A 21,910-nucleotide genomic window follows, 5' to 3' on the forward strand; every position below is an offset into this window, starting at 1 on the left:
AGCATCCTAAAAAGAAGCGGATTTACTAGTTTCCTCCATTCCAATAATTATATGACCTCTTTTTTTGAGGAAGAAACCACGCTTTTTGTTGATTTGATTTTGCCGGTTCCGGTGCCTTCGTTATTTACTTATCGGGTTCCGCGCGAGCTGAGCGGGCTTGTGAAAGTGGGTGCGCGGGTGATTGTTCAGTTTGGTAAAAAAAGGGTGATTACTGCGGTTATTGCAAAAATCCACTCGACGCCACCGCCGCAGTACCAGGCGAAATACATCATGGAACTGCTTGACGAGCAACCTATTGTTACTAACCACCAGCTCGAACTATTCAAGTGGGTAGCGGAATATTATCTGTGTAATATCGGTGAAGTACTCAATGTAGCCTTGCCTGCGGGATTGAAAATTACGAGTCAGTCGCGAATACAATTAAACCCTGAGTTTGAATATGAGGATCTTTTAACGGATCAGGAAGCGATTGTAATTGAGGAGATCAAAAAACATCAGACACTCTCATACGAAGAGGTGGAGCGGCTGCTGCAAAAGTCAAATATCACATCTATAATTAAGTCACTTGTAGGCAAACGGGCGGTGATCCTTTACGAGGAAGTGAAGGAAAGGTACAAGCCGAAAGTTGTCAAAAAAATCAGGCTGAAAAGCGCTTACCTGAGTAATGAAGCGCTGAATGCACTGGCAGGTTCGCTGGAAAAGAACCAGAAACAGCAGGATATTCTGCTTAAATACCTCAGTTTTATTCCGGTTTACAATAACCCCGATCTCAATCAAAAGGGTTTGGATAAGTCTGTTTTCGGCGGCGACGATTCAATTTCTGCTTCGTCGTTGAATACATTAATTAAAAAAGGAGTTTTTGAGCAGTTTGAAATATTCATTTCCCGGTTTGAAGAAATTCCCGCTGGGAGTACCACAGCAATTACTTTAACCGAGACCCAAACAGAGGCAGTCGCGCAGATTCAGGAGCATTTTAAACAAAAAGAAGTAGTACTCCTGCACGGGATTACCGGTAGTGGCAAAACCGAAGTATACATCGACCTGATCCGTCAAGTGCTCGAAAGCGGCTCACAGGTACTTTTTCTACTTCCTGAAATTGCATTAACTACGCAGATTGTAGTGCGGTTGAAGAAGGTTTTCGGAGATGTAATGGGTATTTATCATTCCAAATTCTCTGACAACGAGCGGGTTGAGGTTTGGAAGGGAATATTAGATGGGAAGTTTCAGTTCGTGGTCGGTGTGCGCTCCGCTATTTTTCTTCCCTTTGATAATCTGGGGTTGATTATCGTGGACGAAGAGCACGAATCTTCCTATAAACAACACGATCCCGCGCCGCGCTATAATGCCCGCGATGTGGCGGTGATTATGTCGTACATGCACAACGGAAAAACGCTTCTTGGCTCTGCAACTCCTTCACTGGAAAGCTATTATCACGCCACGAGCGGCAGGTATGGATTGGTAGAAATGAAGCAGCGTTTCGGAAATGCCGCATTGCCGACTTTTGAATTAATTGATATTAAAAAAGAGAAAAAGCAGAAGAAGATGAAAAATGAGTTTTCGTCTGTTTTGATCGAACATTTGCAGCATAACCTCAAACACAAAGAGCAAACGATCCTTTTCCAAAATCGCCGCGGGTATTCGCCCTATATGCAATGCGAGGAATGCAACTGGATTTCTGAGTGTGCAAATTGCGACGTAAGCTTGACTTACCACATGAAAGTCAGTGAGTTACGTTGTCACTATTGCGGTCACAAGGAAGAAGTGCCTCGTACCTGCCCCAACTGCGGCTCTCCGAAAGTAAAGACGATCGGATTTGGTACCGAAAAGATCGAGGACGAAATTAACCTGATGTTTCCCGAGGCGCGTGTGCAGCGAATGGATATGGATACCACGCGCGCGAAAAATGCATATCAGCAGATCATTCAGGATTTTGAAGTTGGTGGAATTGATATTCTCGTTGGTACACAGATGGTTAGCAAAGGCCTGGACTTCGATAATGTGAGTATTGTAGGTATTTTCGATGCCGACAGAATGATTAATTTCCCGGAGTTCAGAGCTACTGAGCGGGCTTTCCAAATGCTGACACAGGTGAGCGGCAGGGCAGGAAGGAGGGCGGACAAACCGGGTAAAGTGCTGATTCAAACCGCAAATCCGGGACAAAAATTGTTGGAAAGAGTTGTCCTGAATGATTATACAGGTATGTACGAATCTGAAATCGGAGAGCGTGAAAAATATAATTATCCTCCTTTTTCCAGACTGATTAAAGTCACTGTCAAGCATATTGACGAGGCTACTGCAAACCGTGCTGCGAAGGTACTGGCCGAAAAGCTGGCCGGAAATCTCGGTTTGAGCAGGGTTTTAGGACCTCAGCCGCCACTCGTGGAAAGAGTAAGAAATCTGTTTTTGTTCGACATTCTCATCAAACTTGAGCGAGAAAAGATTAATTTTAAGGCGGCAAAGTCATTCATACAGGAAAAGGTAATTGACATATTGACCGACAAAACATTGAAAAGCATCCAGGTCGTGATTGACGTGGACTGTTTATAAAAATCATTTCTTACTGCAAAATCCCCTATGTCTTCCAAAAAAACCAGAATTGTTGCAACAGTAGGTCCGGCCTCAGAAACAAAAGAAACATTATATGCACTCGCAAAAGCCGGAGTAAACGTATTTCGTCTTAATTTTTCCCACGGTACCCACGCCGACCACCTTGCAAGACTCACAACGATTAGGGAGATCAACGAAGAACATGGACTGAATCTCGCGATCCTGCAAGATTTACAGGGACCTAAGATCCGTATTGGCCTTGTGGCTGAAAAGGATGGGGTTCTGATTGAGCCGGGCAAAAAGCTGATTCTGTCTAATACAGAGGTATTAGGTACTGCCGAAAAGGTTAGTACTCCCTACGACGGCATGTACAACGACGTAAAAATCGGCGACCGTATCCTGATGGACGACGGAAAGCTGGAAGTATTGGTAACAGGATTGGACGGCAGCGACGTGGTAACTGAAGTTATTTACGGCGGTTACCTGAAATCCAAAAAAGGTGTTAACCTTCCAAATACCAGAGTTTCAATGCCTTCTGTAACTACAAAAGACTACGAAGATCTTGACTTTGGACTTGAAAACAACGTAGAATGGATCGCTTTGTCATTCGTTCGTACTGCGGCTGAGATCCTGAAAGTAAAAGAATACATTGCGAACAAAGGAAAAACGGCGCGTCTGGTGGCGAAAGTTGAAAAACCGGAAGCTATTGTGAATATCGACGAAATTATTGAAGCGAGCGACGCGATTATGGTAGCCCGCGGTGATCTGGGTGTTGAGCTTCCTGCCGAGGAGGTACCGATGATCCAGAAAATGATCGTTGATAAATGTAACAAGGCCGTTAAACCTGTAATTGTTGCCACTCAAATGCTGGAAAGTATGATCGACAGCCCACGTGCAACACGCGCGGAGTTGAACGACGTAGCAAATTCAGTATTGGACGGGGCGGATGCGGTAATGCTTAGTGCTGAAACTGCTTCCGGTAAATACCCGATCCTTGCCGTAGAAAGCATGACACGGACCATTGAAAAAGTGGAATCGGCTACAAACAGCATTTATTTCAAACACCATGCATTTGTAAATGAAAGTCCGGGTTCTTTCAAATTGAACGATAATGTGGTAATGAGCGCCTGCCGCCTTGCCCGTGATACGCAAGCGAGCGCAATTATCGGGATCACGCGGTCGGGTTATACTTCTTTCCGTTTGTCACATCACCGCCCGAAAGCGAGTCTGATCATTTTCACTTCTAATAAAGTGTTAATGAATCAATTGGCCCTTTACTGGGGAACGAAAGTATACTTTTATGACCGTGACCAGGACGTTTCAACAGACGATCTGATCGAAGATATCAAGACGTTTTTAGTAGAAAAAGGCGAGCTGCAAAAGGGAGATGTATTTATTAACACCCTGAGCATGCCGGTTTCGAGACAACGTAAAACGAATACAGTGAAATTGAGCGTTGTAGAGTAATTTACGAGCTATAAAATAGGAGAAGAGACTGCTTTAACCGGCAGTCTTTTTTGTTTTCAGGCTTTCGCCAATGCATCTATCGCAATGTAATTGTCACCTCCATCGCCACTCATTTTATAAATCGTCGCTCCATTCGGGCAGTGATGAAGTACCAATTTCAAATAGTCGATTGGCGGAATAGTATCTCCGGGCCGATGGAGGTATGTGATATTAGCAAAGCTTTCAATCGACAGTTCTTTTTCCAAGGATATGATAAAGCAAGTTCTGCTATCGAGAATGAAGTGAATGTAGCTGTTGAAATTGTCCTGATCTAATTTCACGATGGTCACGTTTCCTTTCGCCAATACCAGATAAGTGTTTTGCTTGTTGTCCTCAGAGAACTTCTTACAGAGATATTCAGCGCATTCTTGAAATAATAAATCATAGACATTCTCCCCATTCCAAGGTTCCTCAAATGCATATCTAACACATTGAATATCAGCTGCTAGAATGCGCTTAGTGTTTGTGAGTGGAGCGGGAGAGAGATAGAGGTTTTCTGAAAGAATGTCCCGGAAGTGGTGTATCGTCATATTAAAGAAATTGTTAATCAAATTCCCTCCCTTTCCTCCTTCCTCCCTTAAAATCTCAACACACCGAAAACACCTTAGTCTCCGTAGTAATAAATATCTTCCGATTCTCCGTCAGATCCATTTGAAAACCACCCGTAAAAACGCCGAAACTCGGCAAAATTGCCTGGTGATTATCTACAACGAAACAGGGCAGTCGAACACTTTGGCGGCCTTTTCCGTAGGTTGTGAAAACGGGGTGAACGTGTCCGGCGAAGACGAATTTATTCTTAATTGCATCTACTTTCGGGTGATGTGTAAAAACGAAATCACCTTCTTCGTAATCATTCAAATGCACCGCAATATCAGCTTCCAAAAACAAACTCACAGGCAAAATATCGTGGTTGCCAATTACGATCAGCATTTCAATATAATGGTGCTGCATTCGCCAGTTGCGGAAAAGCTCCCATTCTGCATTGTATTGACTGTGAAACAGGTCGCCCAGGAAGATAATGCGGGTGGCGCCGGTATTTTGAACGAGCTCATTGAGCCGCTTGAAGTTGTTGTCGATCGCATTGGGCGGCAAAGCAATTCCTTCCTTTCTGAAATGCGTTATCTTGCCTAAGTGGAGGTCTCCGATCAATAATGTCTGCGTTTCCTCCCAGAAAATGGCCTTTTGACTTAATAATAAAAAATGTTCCCCTCTGATTTCAATCTGCATTACTATACTGTTTGATCATTTTCTGGATGCGGTCTTCCAGCTTTTCCGAAGTTAATTGTTCTCTCAATCGATCCACCATAATCGGGAAAGAAAATGGGGTAGGTTTTGGTGTTTTTTTAACGATAATTTTTTGCGTCGCAATACGGTCGAGCGCCATTCGCATCCGTACTTCTTCGAGTTGATAAGTCAATACTTCCTGATAAGCTTGTTTTATCAGCAGATTATTATCTTCATACTTGCTCATTACCGTAAATAGCAACGAACTGGAAGCTTGTAATTGTCTTGTTTTAACATTTTTTCCCGGATAACCCTGAAACATCAAACCCGAAATCGACGCTATCTCCCTGAATTTCCGCTTCGCCATTTCCGTCGCATTCACGCTCTGGTAAATATCGTCGACAAGATGTTTGGTTGAAAAAAGGTCGTTTTCTGCCAAAAGCTTCTCAAAATCAACATATTGGTCACTCAGCAGCTCAAAACCATAATCGTTCATCGCGACTGAAAATGTAATGGGAGTGAGCTTGCTGATCCGGTAGGCGAGGATAATAGACATACCTTCATGCACGAGCCGACCTTCAAACGGAAATATAAAAACGTGGTAACCTTCACGCGTTTCGCATTGCTCGATCAGCAGCTCGTCCGTTTTCGGTATCATCGATCGTTCCGCCTGTAATTCCAGCAGCGGCCGCATTTTTGCAAGTTCTTTTTCTTTAAATGGATTTTCAATCGCATCCGCCAGTCGCTCGCGGATAAATGTGGATAGTTGGGAGGAAAGGGGCATTCTTCCGCCGGCCCAACGCACCAGAAAACCTTTTTTCCCCTCGGCTTTTTTGACAGAAACAGTCATTTCGTGAATTCGCAAAAACTCCACCGTCATTCCCGCAAATGTGAAAACGTCGCCCGGCTTCATCCAGGTTACAAAAGATTCTTCGACGGTACCCAGATATTTTCCACTTTGGAGCTTCACTTTAATACCCGTTTCCGAAACGATAGTGCCCATACTTAACCGGTGGCGCAATGCTACCCGCCGGCTGGTAACTACATAGCGCCCATCGACGCGCTCCACTTTTTTATATTCGTCATAAACCGTAAGTGAAGAGCTGCCGGTAGTAATATATCCCAAAAGCCACTCCCATTCCTGCCGGTTCAAATATTGATAACCGTAGCTATCTCGGACTTCCGCAAACAATGCAGCTTCCTCAAAACCATCCCCAACAGCCAGCGTCATTAACCACTGAGCCAACACATCGAATGCATGCGCAACCGGCGGGCGGTCTTCCAGCATATTTTTGGCAACTCCCTCACGCAAAGAAACCGCCTCAATCAGTTCCAGGGCATTGGTCGGACAAAAATAGATCTTACTGTCCACGCCCGGCCGGTGGCCGCTCCGACCTGCCCGCTGGATAAACCGCGCGATACTTTTCGGACTCCCGACCTGAATAACCGTGTCCACCGGGCGAAAATCCACACCCAAGTCCAAACTGGCTGTACAAATCACAAGCTTCAACCTTTCATCGTGCAGTGCCTCTTCCACCCAATCGCGTATTTCACGGTCGAGCGAAGCGTGGTGCAATGCCATTATTCCTGCGAATTCGGGGTATTTTTCAATGATCGTCCGGTACCAGATTTCAGTACCAGATCGGGTGTTTGTAAATAGCAGCGTAGTACTGCTTTGGTTCACTATTTCCACTACCTGATCCACCAAACGCGTCCCCATATACCCCGACCACGGTAATGTTTCAACCCGCTCAGGGATAATGCTTTCTACCAGGATTTTCTTGTCCGTATTAGCTTTAATAATTACCGCATTTTCCTCCGGAAACCGCATTCCCAGCAATACCTGCTTCGCTTCATTCAGATTGCCAATCGTCGCAGAAATCCCCCAGGTTTGCAGCTGCGGATTCATAGTCCTGAGCCGGGCCAGCGCAAGTTCGGTTTGCGTGCCGCGTTTACTGCCCATTAATTCATGCCACTCGTCGACTACGACGGTATGCAGATTCTTGAAAAGCTCTGAGTTGTTTTTTTGCGCAAATAAAATATGCAGACTTTCGGGTGTAATGATTAATGCATCAGGCATTTGCTTCTTCTGGTCGCTCCTGTCTTTTGCATTGGTATCACCGGTTCGCATTCCAACACGCCAGGTCAGGTTCATTTCCAATGCAGCCAATTCCATATTGCGGAAAAGGTCTTTCGAAAGTGCACGCAGGGGTGTGATCCAGAGAACTTGCAAACCTTTTTTAGCCTTCGACTCTTTTGATTTAGTTTTCGGTTCTGTCGGGCTAGCTTTCGGTTCTTTGGTTGGAAGCGAATTGATATGCCGGATCAGGATCGGGACCCAGAGTGAATAGGTTTTTCCGCTACCGGTGGGCGCATTTACCAGTCCGCTTTTTCCGTCCAGATACGCAGCAGCGGCCTCTTTTTGAAAAGTAGCCCATTTCCATCCCTTATTTTTAAACCATTGTTCAGCAATACTATGTCCGCGGGATTTGGTCAAGGAGGTTGAAAATTAAGTTGATTATAATAAACGACAATCTCAAATACTGTACCATGAAAGGAACGGGTTCCGAATTGTTCAATTGAAGTCAAAATAGCTACTTTTGTTCGAAAGTTGGGGTGCAAATTTTAAAACTCCTGCCTCAACTGCATCCGGGACACACTAAATTTTCCATTCAAATCCATGCTCAATAGTATTCAGATTCTCCGCGCAATTGCCGCATTGTTAGTTGTTTTCGCACACTTTGAATTTATACACCCAGCTGTCGGAGGCTTTGGTGTTGATATATTTTTCATCATCAGCGGGTTTATCATGGCGTACATTGTCAACAAAAACCCTGACGCATTTCTTTACCGCCGCCTTGTCCGGATTATCCCGATTTACTGGTTTATGACCTTGCTGACACTCGCACTTTATGCGGTGAAGCCTAGTTGGTTTAGAAGCTTAATTGTTACTCCGGAGGCGATTATTAAGTCGCTGTTATTCATTCCTTATCGACTTAAAGGAAGCGGCCCAATTCTTTCTCTTGGCTGGACCTTGGTCTACGAAATGTTCTTTTACGTATCCATAGCTGTGTTTATCGCCATTTTTGGAAATAAAAGAGGAATGAACGCTTCCCTGATTTTCCTGACACTTTTCGTGGTCGTGTTCAATATTTTCCCGATCCGAAACTACGTGCTGGAATTTTACAGCAATACCATTATTCTCGAATTCGTGACTGGTAGTTTGCTCTATTATTATTGGAGAAATTTCGGGAATCTCAAATCGCCGCTTGTCGAAGCGATGGGACTTTCACTCGGCGCCGCATCTTTTATATTCCTGGTGTATGCTGATTATTTACAAGATCCGAATCTAACCCGGTTTTTGTTATTTGGAATTCCCGCATTTTTCATCGCGAATGCATTTTTGATTATGGAAGGGAAAGTAAATCGGCAGAACAAAGTCCATTCTACTGCGATTTTGCTGGGCGACGCGAGTTATGCGATGTATCTGGTGCATCCGTTTGTGATCTACGCATTCATCAGGTTGGTTTTTGTCAGATTTAAGATGGAAGGTCGTGCATTTGAGCTGGCGCAATTGATTGGTACGATGATTATCGTTTGCATCGTCGCAGTAATTATTCACAAATGGTTTGAGAAACCCGTTTTGAAAGCATTAAAGTCGGTAATGGACAAAAGGTTTGATTCAAAGAAAATCTCGAAACCTATCTAAGTAGCTATTCTTGAATTTACCGATACATTTCCAAAATCCCTTTCAGGTTTTCCAGCGTATCCGCCTCTTCTGCTTTTTTATCCTGCCTCCACCTCAATATACGCGGAAACCTCACTGCAATCCCAGACTTATGCCGCGTTGAAGCATTAATCCCTTCAAATCCGATTTCAAAAACCAATTCCGGCTTTACTGTGCGTACCGGACCAAACTTTTCGATTACATTTCTTTTGATAAAATAATCCACTTTCCCTATTTCCTGATCAGTCAAGCCTGAGTAAGCTTTTGCGAAAGGGACCAGTTTTCCATCGTCTCCCCACACAGCGAAAGTATAATCTGTAAACAATTCAGCGCGGCGGCCTGAGCCTTTTTGGGCATAAATTAAAACTGCATCGACACTCAGCGGATCTACTTTCCATTTCCACCAATCGCCTTTTTTGCGACCAACCTGGTAAGTACCGGCTTTACGCTTGATCATAAAACCCTCTGCATTCTGCTCGCGGGAAGTTGAATGCAGATCATGTAAATCCTTCCACTCCTTGAAATCAATTAATGGAGAAAGATAGAAAACTGATTGTCCGGCAACCTGGCTGTGCAATAGTTCGAGTTCAGCCCGGCGTTGCTCCTGCGTTAACCCCCGAATATCTACGCCATTTGCTTCCAGCATATCGTAACCTAGAAAAGCAATTGGCGCTTCTTCAAGTACTTTTTTAGATAAGTTTTTCCTGCCAATCCGCGTCTGCAGCACATTGAAAGGCATTGGTTTTCCTTCCTGATAAGTTACGATTTCACCGTCAAGGACAGTGCCGTTTGGCAAAATCTCCGCCAGGAAATGCAGCTCAGGGAATTTTTCGGTAGAAAGCTCCTCGCCTCTCGTCCAGATGAAAAGCTCATTATTTCTATGAATGATCTGCGAACGAATTCCATCCCATTTCCATTCTGCAAACCAATCGGCAGGCTCACCTAAATCTGATACGTCGCCCTCAATTTGGTAAGCCAAATAGTAAGGATAAGGTCGGGACGCATTGTCATTTTCACCTTTGTCCAGAATCAGTTTTTTAAAAGTTGTGCTCTGCGGCTCCCATTGGCCCATTACACGGTGGGCGATCACATTGGAATCAGTCTCCGTAGCTTCGGCTAATGCTCTTACGACCAAGGTTTGTGAAACTCCAATCCGAAAGCTGCCCATTAAAAGTTTGTTGAAAACAAAGGTTTCGTGCTGTGAAAGCTGAGCCCATGCATTGACTATATGTGCATGTTTTTCTTCATCGGTCATCTTCGGCAACTCGCCCAGGTATTCAAACCAGCCCGTCAGCGACTTGTCCGAACCTGCACTTCCTGTTCTGGGCAAAAGCAAAGAAATCGTCTCCCCCAAGTCTCCTACACTATGATAACTTTCCTGAAAAAGCCACATCGGTACATTCGCTTCCTGCGCCGCCCATTCTTTCACCATCGTGCGATTTACCTTAAATGAAGGTCGCCGGCCGGTAAAAAGGGTAAGTGCCCAGAGCTTGTCCTCGTCGGAAGCTTCCAGGAAATATTGTCTGAGCAAATCGACTTTCGCATTTGTTTTGTTCGTGCGGTCGAGGTTCATGAAGAGGTCTGCGAATTGTTTCATGATTGCAGGCCCCCTTCCCCTGCCCCTAAATCCCCCATGGGGGACTTTGTCGACGCTAGGTCGATTTCGGCGTCTAGTGCGGCTTTGTGTTGCTCGTAACTTTCACTTGCTACTGCGGCGTCTTGCACTACTTCTTCCTCCTCATTTTCATCTTCGTTTCCGTACATGGTGTTCACTTCTGCGGCCCAGATGCCGTTTTCATTTAGCCAGCGGGAGTAAATGGCGGTATAACCGTGTGTTACATATACTTTCTCAGCGCCGGTTTCCAAAACTGCTGTATTCAAATCAGGCCAGTCCACGTGATCACTCAGCACAAAACCCTGATCGACAGCCCGCCGGTTTTTGGCCCCGCGCAGCGCCATCCAGCCTGAACAATATCCCAGAGAATAAGGCGCAAATTTTTTGATCCACGTGCTGCTATCCACCGAAGGAGGCGCAACTACTAATGCCCCTTTGAAGAGTTTCTTATCGGTTTCCTTTGTCACTAATGTGAGTTTGGGCAAATCAAATCCTGCCTCACGCAGCCTCTCATTTAATGTGAAAATGGCGCCGTGCGCGTAAATAGGTTCTTGCTGCAACTGAATATTCTTCAAGATCCGCTGCATTTTACCCAAAGAATAACCCATGATCACACTCGCTTTCCCATCAACCCGGTTCTGCGCCCACCAGTTATCGATCTCGGTCATCACTTCATGCTGCGGCTGCCATTTGTAAATGGGCAAACCGAAGGTAGATTCAGTGATAAATACATTGCATTTCACTGGTTCAAAAGGGACTGAGAAGTTATCATTCTCTAATTTATAATCACCACTTGCCACCCAAACCTCACCCTGATATTCCACCCGAACCTGCGCAGAACCGATAATATGTCCAGCCGGATGCAGTGAGAATTTCACGCCATTAATCATGAATTTCTGACCGTATTCCATCGTTTGCAAAGAAATATCCTGCCCCAAACGAAGCCGCAGAATGGGCTCGCTGTCCTTGTGGGAAAGGTAATGCCGGCTCCCCCAGCGCGCATGGTCGCTATGCGCGTGCGTGATGATCGCCCGGTCTACCGGAATCCACGGATCAATGTGAACATCGGCAACGGAGCAGTATATACTTTTGCCGGTAAATTGAAGTAACGGTTGTGCTGGCATGAACCGGAAATCATGAAAAGTGTGCCAGCTTGATTAATGCTCATTTATGCTTGAAATATCCTAAGCTCGATAAAACATGTCACAGGATAATCGGATTTGAATTAGTAAATTGTGTTTGTGTAAATTGTCAGATCACTCATAAACACTTTACACACATGGGATTTGCGCTTATGGTCGAACCGAAATATACCATATCTGAATACCTCAAACTGGAAGAGGAAAGCGAGATCCGTCATGAATATTATGACGGGGAAGTGTTCGCTATGGCCGGTACGACGCTCATACACAATGAGATCGTCGACAATATTCGTACGCTTTTGAAAGAAGTATTCAAGCCGAAAGGCTGCAAGACTTTTGCTGAAAGTGTGAAGGTTGAATGCATCAAGAATTTTTCCTATTGCTATCCTGACGCAATGGTAACCTGCTCGGCCGAAGATTTTAAGAGTACTTACATAGTGCGTAATCCGAGCATTCTTGTGGAAGTTTTGTCGAACAGCTCTGCCAACTACGACCAGGTATTCAAGCTAAAACTCTACACGCAGATCGCCTCGCTGCAATATTACCTTCTGGTCACACAATATGAATGCTACGTGCAGTTGTACACGCGCTCCGGCAAGGATGATATTTGGACCTACCAAACTTTTGCTAATCCAACAGACCAGGTTCCATTTGACGATTTAGGGTTTTCGCTGCCGGTCGCTGCAATATATGAAGGCATTACTTTTTTGCCGGAAGAGGCTGAATCGATGCCTTCTGAAGAACGATGACTTTGAGGAATTCTATCGGCGGATAATGCGTAACAATTATAATTCTATGTTGACAAAAACACATGAAGAAAGAACAGCAGCTGAGGAAGCGCAACGCTATTTGGAGAATGCAAGTACCATACTTAGCGAAAAAGCCGGGAAGAGAGATGGACAATATGCGGATATCAAATATGTTAAAATGGCTGCCGGCACAGCGTATTCTGCTGCTTTGCTAATCTTAGATGAATATTTGAAACAAAAAGAAGGGATTCATTTCAAAAAGCCGACTAGCATAGAGGATTATATGTCGCGGCTAAGAAAGTATGATAAGAAATTGTTGCGGTTGCTGGCAAGTGTTTATGACGAGCTGCATTTGGCAGGTTATTATCACGGTACCAGGTCTGTGGATACAATCCAGCTTGGTCTTACCAATGTGACTAAGATGCTGAACTACATTGCAAACTCATTCTCGCAATTCCGAAAACCTCTCAATTCATAAAAAGGAGGCTCCTCGGGAGCCGTGATTTCCGATGTATACACATCTTCTATAAACAGGGGGCTCCTCAGGAGCCACGTTTTCTGGGGATGCACTTTTCTATAAACAGGAGGCTCCTCTGGAGCTGCATTGTCAGCCGAAACCGTTCCGGAGGAACGCCCTGTATATAGAAAACACATATTCCTACCACTCCAAAGGCTCCTGAGGAGCCTCCTAATTACATTTAGTGTACAATTAGCCCGAAACCGTTCCAGAAGAACGCCCTGTTTATAGAAACAACATATTCCCCACCACTCCAAGGGCTCCTGAGGAGCCTCCTGTCTGCATGTAGTGTACAATTAGCCCGAAACCGTTCCAGAGGAACGCCCTGTTTATAGAAAAACATATTTCCTACCACTCCAAAAGCTCCTGAGGAGCCTCCTGTTTGCATGTAGTGTACAATTAGCCCGAAACCGTTCCAGAGGAACGCCCTGTTTATAGAAACAACATATTTCCTACCACTCCAAAAGCTCCTGAGGAGCCTCCTGTTTGCATGTAGTGTACAATTAGCCCGAAACCGTTCCAGAGGAACGCCCTGTTTATAGAAACAACATATTTCCTACCACTCCAAAAGCTCCTGAGGAGCCTCCTGTTTGCATTTAGAGTACAATTAGCCCAAAACCGTTCCGGAGGAACGCCCTGTTTATAGAAACAACATATTCCCTACCACTCCAAAGGCTCCTGAGGAGCCTCCTGTTGCATTTAGTGTAGATCGAACGATTCCTAGTTACCAAGCTTCATCAGCATTGTTGCAACTCTGAGCTGGTTCACAATATGCACGCGCATTTCAGGAGTAACATTTTCCAAATCTGTGCTGAACAAGAAACTTTCAACCATATAGTGCATTGATTCCACCATTTCGCTGACATGGTCGGTTGCGAAAAAATCGCGAATGATCTCGTTTTGTTTAACTAAGGCTTCATCCGATAGGCTGGTTTTCAGTGTGTTCATAGTTTTGAAATAGTTTAATTGAAAGATAATTACGGAGTTTTACATAAAATTCTAATAAATAAAAAGCCTATTAAGGCTTATATCTGACTACGGTTTCAATTTCAAAATGACCGTATTCCATGAGAATCTGTCGCATTCTTTTTTCTGAGATTCCTCTTCCGTAAATGTAATCCTGCATTGCCTGAACCGCTTTGCCTTTCTTTTGTTCGGGGCTCAATTCAGGATACAAATTTTTAACCCACCAGTCAAAGGCCTCAGACACAGAAGAGAATGTCTTCATTTCAAAAGTAAAGAAATTTATGTAAAACTCCGCAAATTGCTCTAAAATATTTGCTTTCCCGAATATCGGGTATTTACTAATAATACCATTTGCTGCACATTATAAAGTTTCTGATTTACTTAATCCCAACAACCTCACTCACCCCAGAAACCCCATTCTCATTAAAAGCCTCAATTCTGAAATAATAAGGCACCCCAACATTCAATGCGCGTAGCTCGAATGCATTCGGCTCGTCGTTCAAGAACTGGTAAGTCTGGTACAATTTGTCGGGCGCAATGCCCCAAAGAACATTATATCCAGTTGCGCCTGACACTTTTTCCCATTTCAGATCCACATTTCTAGCGTCTTTCTGGCGCACAGCTGTAAAGCTTTTTGGAGTAGCGGGCGCTTTTCCGAAACCATTTCCAAATACGCGAAACTCACTGATTGCGAGAATGGGAGAGGCTACGTAAATGTGCTCGTAGCGTACATATCTCGCTTTTATAGGTGTCGCTAGTTCAATGTAAGCTACTGGCCGGTCGCGTTTTGGTTCGTTGGAAAGATCTGCCGCGGCCTCCCATTTCTTGCCGTCTTTCGAAGTCAGGATCTTGAATTGGGTGTAAACCTTTTCTGGTTTATTGTCAAAAATGTTGGATTTGTAATCGGTGTAATTTACCTGAACTGCCTTCACTTCCTGTTCTGCGCCGAGGTCGATTGTCAGATTTTCCCCAGGGTTATTTTGCTTCGCAGCCCAGAATGTACGCGGGTTTTCATCGGTGATCTTCGCAGCCGCCATTGTATCCATTGTCGATGAGGCTGTTACTGGTTTTTTGTAGGACAAAAGCATCCAGCCGGTAAACTGTTCGTCGCCTTTTCCGGTCCAGGTTTTGGTGGTCATTTTGTGCGGGAAATCGCCGAAACGGGTGTTTGCAAACATTTGTCCGTCTTTGTCGAAGCCGGCGGGGTACATCACAATCCGCCGCTCCATTCCCCAGTTCAGCCCGATCCAGGTGGTGCCCGTATTCCAGTAATTTCCGTAATTATCCTGAAATGTATTTCCGTGACCAGCTCCCGTCGCAAACCCGCCTGGTTTGTAGGAAACGGGGTTATAAGGTGCGTAAGTAAACGGCCCGAGCGGATCGTCGCCCACGTAGGTACCATTTGCATACACGTTGTATTCCGTGCCGGGCGCGCCGTATTGGAGGTAATATTTGCCTTTGTGCTTCGTCATCCACGCGCCTTCGGTGAATGGTTTGAATGGATCGGAATGGTTTGGGCCGAAACGTTCCCAGCCGTGATCATATTGATTTAACCAAAACATGGCTTTGTAATCCCCTTTGAATGCAAGTCTTTTGGAATAATCGAGCTCCGAACCGAAAATCGGGTACACATTCGACGAGCCCCAGTACATATACCATTTATCGGTATCGGGATCATGAAAAAGCGCCGGGTCCCACGGGCCGATATCTTTCGGCAGTCTCGGCGTCCAGCGGTTATAAAATTCCCAAATGCCCTTTTCCGGCGCTACCGAGTACAAAATAGGTCTGGATTCGAATGTGGATTGGAACAAAAACAAGGTATCCCGCACCGAAACGGCGGCGGGCGCACACATATCTTCGAAAGGCCAGCGATTGGCAGTCAGGTACTTCCAGTTCAGCATATCTTTCGAATGCCAGTAGCCGCCGGAAATCGTGACGAACAGGAAATATTCGCCTTTGTGGTTGATAATCACGGGATCAGCGCCGGAGCGGTAGCTGATATTTTCATTGAGCTGCTCGAAATTGTACTTGTAATCGATATCCATCGGATTACAATAGGTAGTCTGCGCCAGCGCCTGCAATGTACAAAGCAGCGTCAGTGAGCAGGTTAATAGTGTGGCAGTCAGTTTTTTGAGCATGTAAGTATATTGCATTTAAATCTTTTATCAATACCAAAATAACTGTTTTTGGGCGAAATATGAGGTGCGATTTTCAAAACGTTGTTGATACCGCAGCATTTCAAGTCGATAACTTTTACCTTTGCGCTTCGATTTGAAAAAGTATTTGAACTCACAATGGAAATAGATTTTATAGAGGAGCTGCGCTGGCGCGGAATGCTGCACGACGTGATGCCGGGCACACAGGAACAACTGAAAAAGGGAATGACTTCCGGTTACATTGGTTTCGACCCCACGGCCTCCTCTCTCCATATCGGCAACCTGGCCACGATTATGTTGCTCGTGCATTTCCAACGTGCTGGTCACAAGCCTTTTGCATTGGTGGGTGGGGCTACGGGAATGATCGGCGACCCTTCTTTTAAAGCAGCCGAACGTTCGTTTTTGGATGAAGATACCCTGCGTTTTAATCAGGAAGGTATCAAAAAACAGTTGGAGCAATTCCTTGATTTTGACTGCGGTGAAAACTCTGCCGAAATGGTCAATAATTATGATTGGTTCAAAGAAATCGGGTTTTTGCAGTTCTTGCGGGAAGCTGGTAAGTTTCTGAGTGTCAATTATATGATGTCCAAAGATTCTGTTAAAATGCGTTTGGAAACCGGGATATCTTTCACCGAGTTTTCGTACCAGCTTTTGCAGGGTTACGACTTTTATCATTTATACAAAAACAAAAATGTGCGCCTGCAAATGGGCGGTTCGGACCAGTGGGGCAACATCACAACCGGCACCGAAATCATTCGCAGAAAAGAAGGTGACGAAGAGGGTTATTTCAAAGCCTACGCACTCACAACGCCACTTTTGACAAAATCCGACGGTTCAAAATTCGGGAAAAGTGAAGGTGGAAATATCTGGCTGGATCCTGAGAAAACCTCTCCTTACGAGTTTTACCAATTTTGGCTGAATCAGGCGGATGAAGATCTGCCAAGATACCTGCGCGTTTTCTCATTAAAAGGTCGCCAGGAAATTGAAGCGCTGGAAACCAGCCACGCCGCCGAACCGCATTTGCGCATTATGCAAAAAGCACTCGCCGCCGAACTGACGACCCGCATTCACTCCGAAAAAGCTTTTCAAACCGTGATCAAAGCATCAGAAGTACTTTTCGGAAAAGCGACTTTGGAAACTTTGCAAAGCATTGAAGTTGACGAATTTGACACAATTTTCAATGGAGTACCGCAAACGGAAATTACGCGCGAGGAATGGAATGGAACAGCTAATATCCTGGACCTGATTTCAACGGTTACCAAAGCCGAAATTTATCCATCAAAAGGAGAAGCCAGAAGAGCAATTCAGCAGAATGCAGTGAGTGTCAATAAAGTGAAGGTTACCTCGGAAGCGCAGGCTTTGAGCGAGTTTTCATTGTTGCAAGATCGGTTTTTGCTGATTTCGAAAGGGAAGAAGAATCATTTAGTGAGGGTGGTTTGAGAGTTTAAAGGGAAATGTTCCAGAGGAACATCCTGTTTATAGAAAATCAGAATGCAATATTATGTGGGGCTCCGGTAGGAGCCTCCTTTGTTTTAGCAAGGTTTGTTTCGGTTGACAGGAGGCTCCGCAGGAGCCTTTTCTGGCTTGGTTGTCTTTTTTTCTAGAAACAGGGAATCCCTCTGGGATTTTTCTATTATAGGCGAATTGGATTACTCGTGAAGATCTAGATTCTCGTTTGAAAGTGTTCCAGAGGAACATCCTGTTTATAGAAGTTAGAATGCAATTTAATGCAGGGCTCCGGCAGGAGCCTCCTGTTTTTTGTACGGATTTCATACAGATTTTCTAGATTTGAAAATAATTCGGTGGAGATTTATCGGATTTTCCTACAAATGAGTAAATTGCAATGAAGAAATTTTCATCTGTTACCGAAGCTTTCAAATGGTGGTTGACAGAGATATATCCAAAGCTACCGCCTGAGGTGAAAAAGGGAAAGTTGACGACGGCTTGGAGGGATTTTACTTACAATCAAGGCATTTCTGAAAAAAGAATGAAAAGCATTCTCGAAGAATTTGGCAGGGTTGAAGTAAAGACCGAAGTGTTATTTTTTCCAGACTAAATTTTTTTGCTAGGAATTTATCGGAATTTCCTACAAATCCATTTTTCAAACTATAACCACTATAAAATGATTATCAACACAAATGCTAAAAATAGTCAGAATTCTCTTTCAGATGCAGAAACTCAAATGTTGTTAAAGCAGCATGAAGCCGTAAAGGAGTTTTTCAAAAGAGATGGGAGCGCCGAAATTGTAGATTCCCTTAACACGTTAGTAGAAACTTTGTTGTTTACGGAAGAAATAGAAAACGTCACTCCTGAAATGCGGGTACATATTGCAAACCAGCTTCGGGTGGTAACGTTAATTACAAAGTTGGGAGAGACGGCGGTAAAATGGTGATTCAATAATCGTTGACAATCTTTTTGCCGCACAAAAGATGGATTGAGTCGTTGGCTCATTCTCGGTGGAACTGAGTAATCAAATCGCTATCTTGATAGGCGTTAAGAATTTTGGTCAACCGAATTTCTTGTGTCAATCAGTTGTTTAGCTATTTGTTCACCTAATGATATTTTATGATACACACAATCACGATAAAAACACAAGACGAGAAAGAATTTGAGCAAATAAAGGGTTTGGCGCAAAGCTTGGGTGTTCTTTTTGAAGAATCGCATAAAAGTCACCTGAGTAAAGAGGAGCAAATGCAGTTGCTCAATCAGCTACATTGGGAGGGAGACGAGACAGGCGATGAACTTAACGCAATGATTTATGGCGCAAGACAATCCAGCTCACGGAATGTCGAATTCTGATCGGTTTCTGCTCGATACCAATATTTGTGTACATGCGCTGAAAAGCGATTTCGGGATTAAGCAGAAAATAGGCGAAGTAGGTATTGATTCGTGTTTTCTCTCAGAAGTAAATATTGCTGAGTTATTGTTTGGTGTCGAAAATAGTGCGGACCATCGCCGTCAAATGAACCAACATCAATTCGAAAGTTTTCGCCGGATATTCAAAGGAAGAGTTCTGCGTATCAGCGACGTATTAAGTGAATATGCGCGTCAGAAAAGCTCACTTCGAAGGATCGGGAAGTCGGTGGACGATTTTGATTTGTTGATCGGCAGTACTGCAATAATCTACGATTTGATCCTTGTAACCAGGAATACCCGGCACTTTGTGAATATGACGGGTATCAAACTCCAAAATTGGGTCGATCACTAGTCACTCCTTCCCCGAAAACGCATTCAAAACCGGCGCAGCCGTAGGATTGTACTGGTACGATTGCCAGGTGTGATCTTCGTAAATTTCTACAACCCGATAACCTTTGTAGGAAGTGCCCCAGTTGCCGCCGAAGTGGGCGTCGAAGAAGTAGGGTTTTTTGCCGTATTGTTTCGTGCTGTCCTGGTCGTGGTCGTGGCCGTTGAAAATGGCTTTTACGTTTGGTGTGTTTTCGAATAGCTCGATTACTTCTTTGCATTCAATTCCGTTCACGGTCCATTTGACTGGGGTGATATGTAGGAATACAAAAATGCCTTTCTTTTCCTTGTATTTGGCGATTTCGGTGCGGAGCCAGTTTACGTCCGGACAAACGTATTCACCCTTTTCGTTGGAAGTATCGCCTACTACAAATGCGTATTCGCCTTTGGCAAAACTGTGGTTGGTCGGGTAGCCCCAGGTGCTTTCCCAAACATCGAGACCGACTTTGTCATGGTTTCCGCGACTTACGTAAAACGGTACACTGAGACCGGAGATTGTTTTTTTGAAATCGTATAAAAGTGTCGGCTCATCGTGGATCAGGTCGCCGTTGATGAAGAGGAAATCTACCCCTTTCTGCATTTTTTCACGGTTTACCCAGCTGATCAGGTCACTGTGAAATTTCTGGAATTCGGTATTTGGCTGACCGTAATGCCCATCAGAAGCGACGATGAAGCGTAATGCAATTCTCGCTTTCGGGCCTGCGTTAACACTATAAGAAAGGAATGGAAGCGTGGAAATGGCAGGGACAAGTTTCAAAAATGACCGTCTTTCGAAATTCATTGGTAACCGGGTTTAGTGAGTAGGTCGGGGTGGTATTTGTTTCAAAAATAGTTATTGATCGCCGATATTTTCTTTATTCTTGCATCGCATTAACAATAATTAATATTAAAAATGGACCGCCTCATTCTTCAAAAAGCCGCTTCGTATTGCGCCTACCAGGAACGCACGCAGGACGAAGTGAAGCAGCGGCTCCGGAAATGGAATGTGTGGGGCGAAGAAGCCGACGAGATAATTGCAGAGCTAATTTCGATGAATTACCTCAGCGAAGAGCGTTTTGCAAAAACTTTCGCTGGCGGGAAGTTCAGGGTGAAAAACTGGGGGCGGATCAAGATCAAGCAAGAATTGCAGCGCCGTGGGATCAGTAAATATAGTCTGGATCAGGGAATGGCGGAGATTAAGGACGAAAGTTACATTGCCACTTTGAAACAGCTTCTTGAAAAGAAAAGGGCTTTATTGGAAAGAACAGAGACGAACCCGCTGGTTATAAAACAAAAATTGGCCAGATATGCTCTGGCCAAAGGGTATGAAAGTGAATTGGTTTGGAAGGAGTTGGGAGGGTTGTCCTTCGGCTGCGCTCAGGATGACAACGGCAGTTAAAAATCAGAGTCAAACGAAATTTTGTGACCTGAATCTTTGTCTTTTACGCCGCTCATTACACCGGCTTTCTGGTATTCTCCCACGCGTTTTTCGAAGAAATTGGTTTTGCCTGGAAGTGAGATCAACTCCATGAAATCGAATGGATTAGCAGAGCCGAATTGTTTTGAACAGCCTAATCTTTCGAGCCAGAAATCGGCGATGTACTCGATGTATTGTTTCATCAATTCTGCATTCATTCCGATCAGGGAAACTGGTAATGCTTCTGTGATGAATTCTTTTTCAATTTCCACCGCGTCAAGCATGATTTCTACCACTCGTTCTTCCGGCAGCTGGTTGACAATATGCTGAGTATAAAGCAGGCAAGCGAATTCGCAGTGCAAACCTTCATCGCGGGAGATCAGCTCGTTTGAGAATGACAATCCTGGCATTAAGCCACGTTTTTTCAACCAGAAAATCGAGCAGAATGAGCCGGAGAAGAAGATTCCTTCCACTGCTGCGAATGCGATGATCCTTTCAGCAAATACCGGACTGTTAATCCATTTCAAAGCCCAATCCGCTTTTTTACCAACACACGGAACTGTATCAATAGCGCGAAGCAAATGGTCTTTTTCAAAAGGATCCTTGATATAAGTGTCGATTAGCAGCGAGTAGGTTTCAGAGTGAATGTTCTCCATTGCGATCTGAAAACCGTAGAAGCATTTGGCTTCTGCATATTGTACTTCGCTCAGAAAGTTTACTGCAAGATTTTCATTGACAATACCATCAGAAGCAGCGAAAAATGCAAGTACGTGCGATATAAAATGGCGCTCTCCGTCAGAAAGGTTCTCCCAATCCTTCATGTCCTGCGAAAGATCAATCTCCTCGGCAGTCCAGAACGAAGCCTCATGTCTTTTGTACATTTCCCAGATATCGGAATGTTTGATAGGAAACAAAACAAACCGCAATGGATCTTCTATCAACAGGGGCTCGGGACGCGCAAGTTCTTGTGACATAATTAGTTTGAGTAAATACGGGGATAAATTTTGAACAGCCCGTCGTGTTTCGCTGGCCAGGGATAGCAACAGCCGGGAATAACAAATCTACACGCTTTGGCCCGAAAACTCAAGGATAAAAGGATCAAACCGGAAGAGTTATTTAGAG

General features: G+C 44.5%; 21 protein-coding genes. 11 read left to right on the forward strand and 10 right to left on the reverse strand.

The window, feature by feature from the left end; all coding sequences use genetic code 11:
- Positions 1–51: 51 nt before the first annotated feature.
- The gene (gene priA, locus LZG94_RS25775; protein WP_233794535.1) at positions 52–2,547 is read left to right on the forward strand and encodes a primosomal protein N'; all 2,496 of its coding nucleotides are present in this window, start codon (positions 52–54) and stop codon (positions 2,545–2,547) included.
- 27 nt (positions 2,548–2,574) lie between these two features.
- Positions 2,575–4,014 (forward strand): pyruvate kinase, encoded by a 1,440-nt coding sequence (gene pyk, locus LZG94_RS25780; protein WP_233794536.1) that lies wholly within the window; start codon positions 2,575–2,577, stop codon positions 4,012–4,014.
- A gap of 56 nt (positions 4,015–4,070) precedes the next feature.
- Here the strand turns inward: pyk and LZG94_RS25785 are convergent, their stop codons facing one another.
- The 3 genes from LZG94_RS25785 to LZG94_RS25795 are packed head-to-tail and all read right to left on the reverse strand — an operon-like array spanning position 4,071 to position 7,774.
- Positions 4,071–4,583, reverse strand: coding sequence for a hypothetical protein (locus LZG94_RS25785; RefSeq protein ID WP_233794537.1), 513 nt, complete (start codon positions 4,581–4,583; stop codon positions 4,071–4,073).
- A gap of 55 nt (positions 4,584–4,638) precedes the next feature.
- Complete coding sequence (gene pdeM / locus LZG94_RS25790) at positions 4,639–5,280, reverse strand: ligase-associated DNA damage response endonuclease PdeM (protein ID WP_233794538.1); 642 nt, start codon at positions 5,278–5,280, stop codon at positions 4,639–4,641.
- Positions 5,270–7,774 (reverse strand): ligase-associated DNA damage response DEXH box helicase, encoded by a 2,505-nt coding sequence (locus LZG94_RS25795; RefSeq protein WP_233794539.1) that lies wholly within the window; start codon positions 7,772–7,774, stop codon positions 5,270–5,272. The genes pdeM and LZG94_RS25795 overlap by 11 nt, the downstream gene beginning before the upstream one ends.
- A 183-nt stretch (positions 7,775–7,957) precedes the next feature.
- Here LZG94_RS25795 and LZG94_RS25800 point away from each other — a divergent pair, with 183 nt between their 5' ends.
- The gene (locus tag LZG94_RS25800) at positions 7,958–8,986 is read left to right on the forward strand and encodes an acyltransferase (RefSeq protein ID WP_233794540.1); all 1,029 of its coding nucleotides are present in this window, start codon (positions 7,958–7,960) and stop codon (positions 8,984–8,986) included.
- 16 nt (positions 8,987–9,002) lie between these two features.
- Here LZG94_RS25800 and LZG94_RS25805 read toward each other — a convergent pair whose 3' ends face one another.
- Together LZG94_RS25805 and LZG94_RS25810 are read right to left on the reverse strand one after the other, a co-directional pair.
- On the reverse strand, positions 9,003–10,601 hold the full coding sequence (locus LZG94_RS25805; RefSeq protein WP_233794541.1) for an ATP-dependent DNA ligase: 1,599 nt from the start codon (positions 10,599–10,601) through the stop codon (positions 9,003–9,005).
- Positions 10,598–11,743 carry a ligase-associated DNA damage response exonuclease gene (locus tag LZG94_RS25810; protein ID WP_233794542.1) on the reverse strand — a complete coding sequence of 382 codons (1,146 nt, stop codon included), beginning with the start codon at positions 11,741–11,743 and terminating at the stop codon, positions 10,598–10,600. Before LZG94_RS25810 ends, LZG94_RS25805 begins: the two co-directional genes overlap by 4 nt.
- Before the next feature lie 155 nt (positions 11,744–11,898).
- Between LZG94_RS25810 and LZG94_RS25815 the strand changes: the two genes are divergently transcribed.
- Positions 11,899–12,510 carry a Uma2 family endonuclease gene (locus LZG94_RS25815; RefSeq protein WP_233794543.1) on the forward strand — a complete coding sequence of 204 codons (612 nt, stop codon included), beginning with the start codon at positions 11,899–11,901 and terminating at the stop codon, positions 12,508–12,510.
- A gap of 46 nt (positions 12,511–12,556) precedes the next feature.
- Positions 12,557–12,988 carry a DUF5618 family protein gene (locus LZG94_RS25820; protein ID WP_233794544.1) on the forward strand — a complete coding sequence of 144 codons (432 nt, stop codon included), beginning with the start codon at positions 12,557–12,559 and terminating at the stop codon, positions 12,986–12,988.
- 759 nt (positions 12,989–13,747) lie between these two features.
- Here LZG94_RS25820 and LZG94_RS25825 read toward each other — a convergent pair.
- The 3 genes from LZG94_RS25825 to LZG94_RS25835 all read right to left on the reverse strand — a co-directional run bounded on the left by LZG94_RS25825 (position 13,748) and on the right by LZG94_RS25835 (position 16,146).
- Positions 13,748–13,975, reverse strand: a complete 228-nt coding sequence (locus LZG94_RS25825; RefSeq protein ID WP_233794545.1) for a hypothetical protein — start codon at positions 13,973–13,975, stop codon at positions 13,748–13,750.
- Positions 13,976–14,045: 70 nt separating this feature from the next.
- Entirely contained in the window at positions 14,046–14,255 is a 210-nt protein-coding gene (locus tag LZG94_RS25830; protein ID WP_215236024.1) for a hypothetical protein, read from the reverse strand.
- Between the two features lie 115 nt (positions 14,256–14,370).
- Positions 14,371–16,146, reverse strand: coding sequence for a discoidin domain-containing protein (locus tag LZG94_RS25835; protein ID WP_233794546.1), 1,776 nt, complete (start codon positions 16,144–16,146; stop codon positions 14,371–14,373).
- 147 nt (positions 16,147–16,293) lie between these two features.
- Here LZG94_RS25835 and tyrS point away from each other — a divergent pair, with 147 nt between their 5' ends.
- From tyrS to LZG94_RS25860, 5 genes are all read left to right on the forward strand, one after another.
- Positions 16,294–17,589, forward strand: coding sequence for a tyrosine--tRNA ligase (tyrS, locus tag LZG94_RS25840; RefSeq protein ID WP_233794572.1), 1,296 nt, complete (start codon positions 16,294–16,296; stop codon positions 17,587–17,589).
- Between the two features lie 403 nt (positions 17,590–17,992).
- Positions 17,993–18,205 carry a hypothetical protein gene (locus LZG94_RS25845; protein ID WP_233794547.1) on the forward strand — a complete coding sequence of 71 codons (213 nt, stop codon included), beginning with the start codon at positions 17,993–17,995 and terminating at the stop codon, positions 18,203–18,205.
- A 66-nt stretch (positions 18,206–18,271) separates the two neighbouring features.
- The gene (locus tag LZG94_RS25850) at positions 18,272–18,541 is read left to right on the forward strand and encodes a hypothetical protein (protein ID WP_233794548.1); all 270 of its coding nucleotides are present in this window, start codon (positions 18,272–18,274) and stop codon (positions 18,539–18,541) included.
- Between the two features lie 173 nt (positions 18,542–18,714).
- On the forward strand, positions 18,715–18,948 hold the full coding sequence (locus LZG94_RS25855) for a hypothetical protein (protein WP_233794549.1): 234 nt from the start codon (positions 18,715–18,717) through the stop codon (positions 18,946–18,948).
- Positions 18,935–19,357: a PIN domain-containing protein gene (locus tag LZG94_RS25860; RefSeq protein WP_233794550.1), complete on the forward strand. Its 423-nt coding sequence runs from the start codon at positions 18,935–18,937 to the stop codon at positions 19,355–19,357. The genes LZG94_RS25855 and LZG94_RS25860 overlap by 14 nt, the downstream gene beginning before the upstream one ends.
- On the opposite strand, the gene LZG94_RS25865 is transcribed toward LZG94_RS25860, so the two are convergent.
- A complete protein-coding gene (locus LZG94_RS25865) occupies positions 19,358–20,173 on the reverse strand; it encodes a metallophosphoesterase (RefSeq protein WP_233794551.1) in 816 nt (271 codons plus the stop codon).
- A gap of 111 nt (positions 20,174–20,284) precedes the next feature.
- Here LZG94_RS25865 and LZG94_RS25870 point away from each other — a divergent pair, with 111 nt between their 5' ends.
- Positions 20,285–20,770 carry a regulatory protein RecX gene (locus LZG94_RS25870; RefSeq protein WP_233794552.1) on the forward strand — a complete coding sequence of 162 codons (486 nt, stop codon included), beginning with the start codon at positions 20,285–20,287 and terminating at the stop codon, positions 20,768–20,770.
- On the opposite strand, the gene LZG94_RS25875 is transcribed toward LZG94_RS25870, so the two are convergent.
- Positions 20,767–21,762 carry a ribonucleoside-diphosphate reductase small subunit gene (locus tag LZG94_RS25875; protein WP_233794553.1) on the reverse strand — a complete coding sequence of 332 codons (996 nt, stop codon included), beginning with the start codon at positions 21,760–21,762 and terminating at the stop codon, positions 20,767–20,769. The genes LZG94_RS25870 and LZG94_RS25875 overlap by 4 nt on opposite strands.
- Between the last annotated feature and the right edge of the window lie 148 nt (positions 21,763–21,910).

Origin of the sequence: Dyadobacter sp. CY343 (genome assembly GCF_021390335.1) — a bacterium.
Taxonomy (GTDB): Bacteria; Bacteroidota; Bacteroidia; order Cytophagales; family Spirosomataceae; genus Dyadobacter.

Excerpts from the sequence above, each read along its gene's own strand:
- LZG94_RS25820 (WP_233794544.1), top strand. The coding sequence starts at position 12,557 with ATGTTGACAAAAACACATGAAGAAAGAACAGCAGCTGAGGAAGCGCAA.
- LZG94_RS25810 (WP_233794542.1), bottom strand. The coding sequence starts at position 11,743 with ATGCCAGCACAACCGTTACTTCAATTTACCGGCAAAAGTATATACTGC.
- LZG94_RS25865 (WP_233794551.1), bottom strand. The coding sequence starts at position 20,173 with ATGAATTTCGAAAGACGGTCATTTTTGAAACTTGTCCCTGCCATTTCC.
- LZG94_RS25845 (WP_233794547.1), top strand. The coding sequence starts at position 17,993 with ATGAAGAAATTTTCATCTGTTACCGAAGCTTTCAAATGGTGGTTGACA.
- LZG94_RS25825 (WP_233794545.1), bottom strand. The coding sequence starts at position 13,975 with ATGAACACACTGAAAACCAGCCTATCGGATGAAGCCTTAGTTAAACAA.
- LZG94_RS25850 (WP_233794548.1), top strand. The coding sequence starts at position 18,272 with ATGATTATCAACACAAATGCTAAAAATAGTCAGAATTCTCTTTCAGAT.
- LZG94_RS25800 (WP_233794540.1), top strand. The coding sequence starts at position 7,958 with ATGCTCAATAGTATTCAGATTCTCCGCGCAATTGCCGCATTGTTAGTT.
- LZG94_RS25855 (WP_233794549.1), top strand. The coding sequence starts at position 18,715 with ATGATACACACAATCACGATAAAAACACAAGACGAGAAAGAATTTGAG.
- pyk (WP_233794536.1), top strand. The coding sequence starts at position 2,575 with ATGTCTTCCAAAAAAACCAGAATTGTTGCAACAGTAGGTCCGGCCTCA.
- priA (WP_233794535.1), top strand. The coding sequence starts at position 52 with ATGACCTCTTTTTTTGAGGAAGAAACCACGCTTTTTGTTGATTTGATT.
- LZG94_RS25875 (WP_233794553.1), bottom strand. The coding sequence starts at position 21,762 with ATGTCACAAGAACTTGCGCGTCCCGAGCCCCTGTTGATAGAAGATCCA.
- LZG94_RS25870 (WP_233794552.1), top strand. The coding sequence starts at position 20,285 with ATGGACCGCCTCATTCTTCAAAAAGCCGCTTCGTATTGCGCCTACCAG.
- LZG94_RS25815 (WP_233794543.1), top strand. The coding sequence starts at position 11,899 with ATGGGATTTGCGCTTATGGTCGAACCGAAATATACCATATCTGAATAC.
- LZG94_RS25785 (WP_233794537.1), bottom strand. The coding sequence starts at position 4,583 with ATGACGATACACCACTTCCGGGACATTCTTTCAGAAAACCTCTATCTC.
- LZG94_RS25830 (WP_215236024.1), bottom strand. The coding sequence starts at position 14,255 with ATGAAGACATTCTCTTCTGTGTCTGAGGCCTTTGACTGGTGGGTTAAA.
- LZG94_RS25860 (WP_233794550.1), top strand. The coding sequence starts at position 18,935 with ATGTCGAATTCTGATCGGTTTCTGCTCGATACCAATATTTGTGTACAT.
- LZG94_RS25835 (WP_233794546.1), bottom strand. The coding sequence starts at position 16,146 with ATGCAATATACTTACATGCTCAAAAAACTGACTGCCACACTATTAACC.
- LZG94_RS25805 (WP_233794541.1), bottom strand. The coding sequence starts at position 10,601 with ATGAAACAATTCGCAGACCTCTTCATGAACCTCGACCGCACGAACAAA.
- pdeM (WP_233794538.1), bottom strand. The coding sequence starts at position 5,280 with ATGCAGATTGAAATCAGAGGGGAACATTTTTTATTATTAAGTCAAAAG.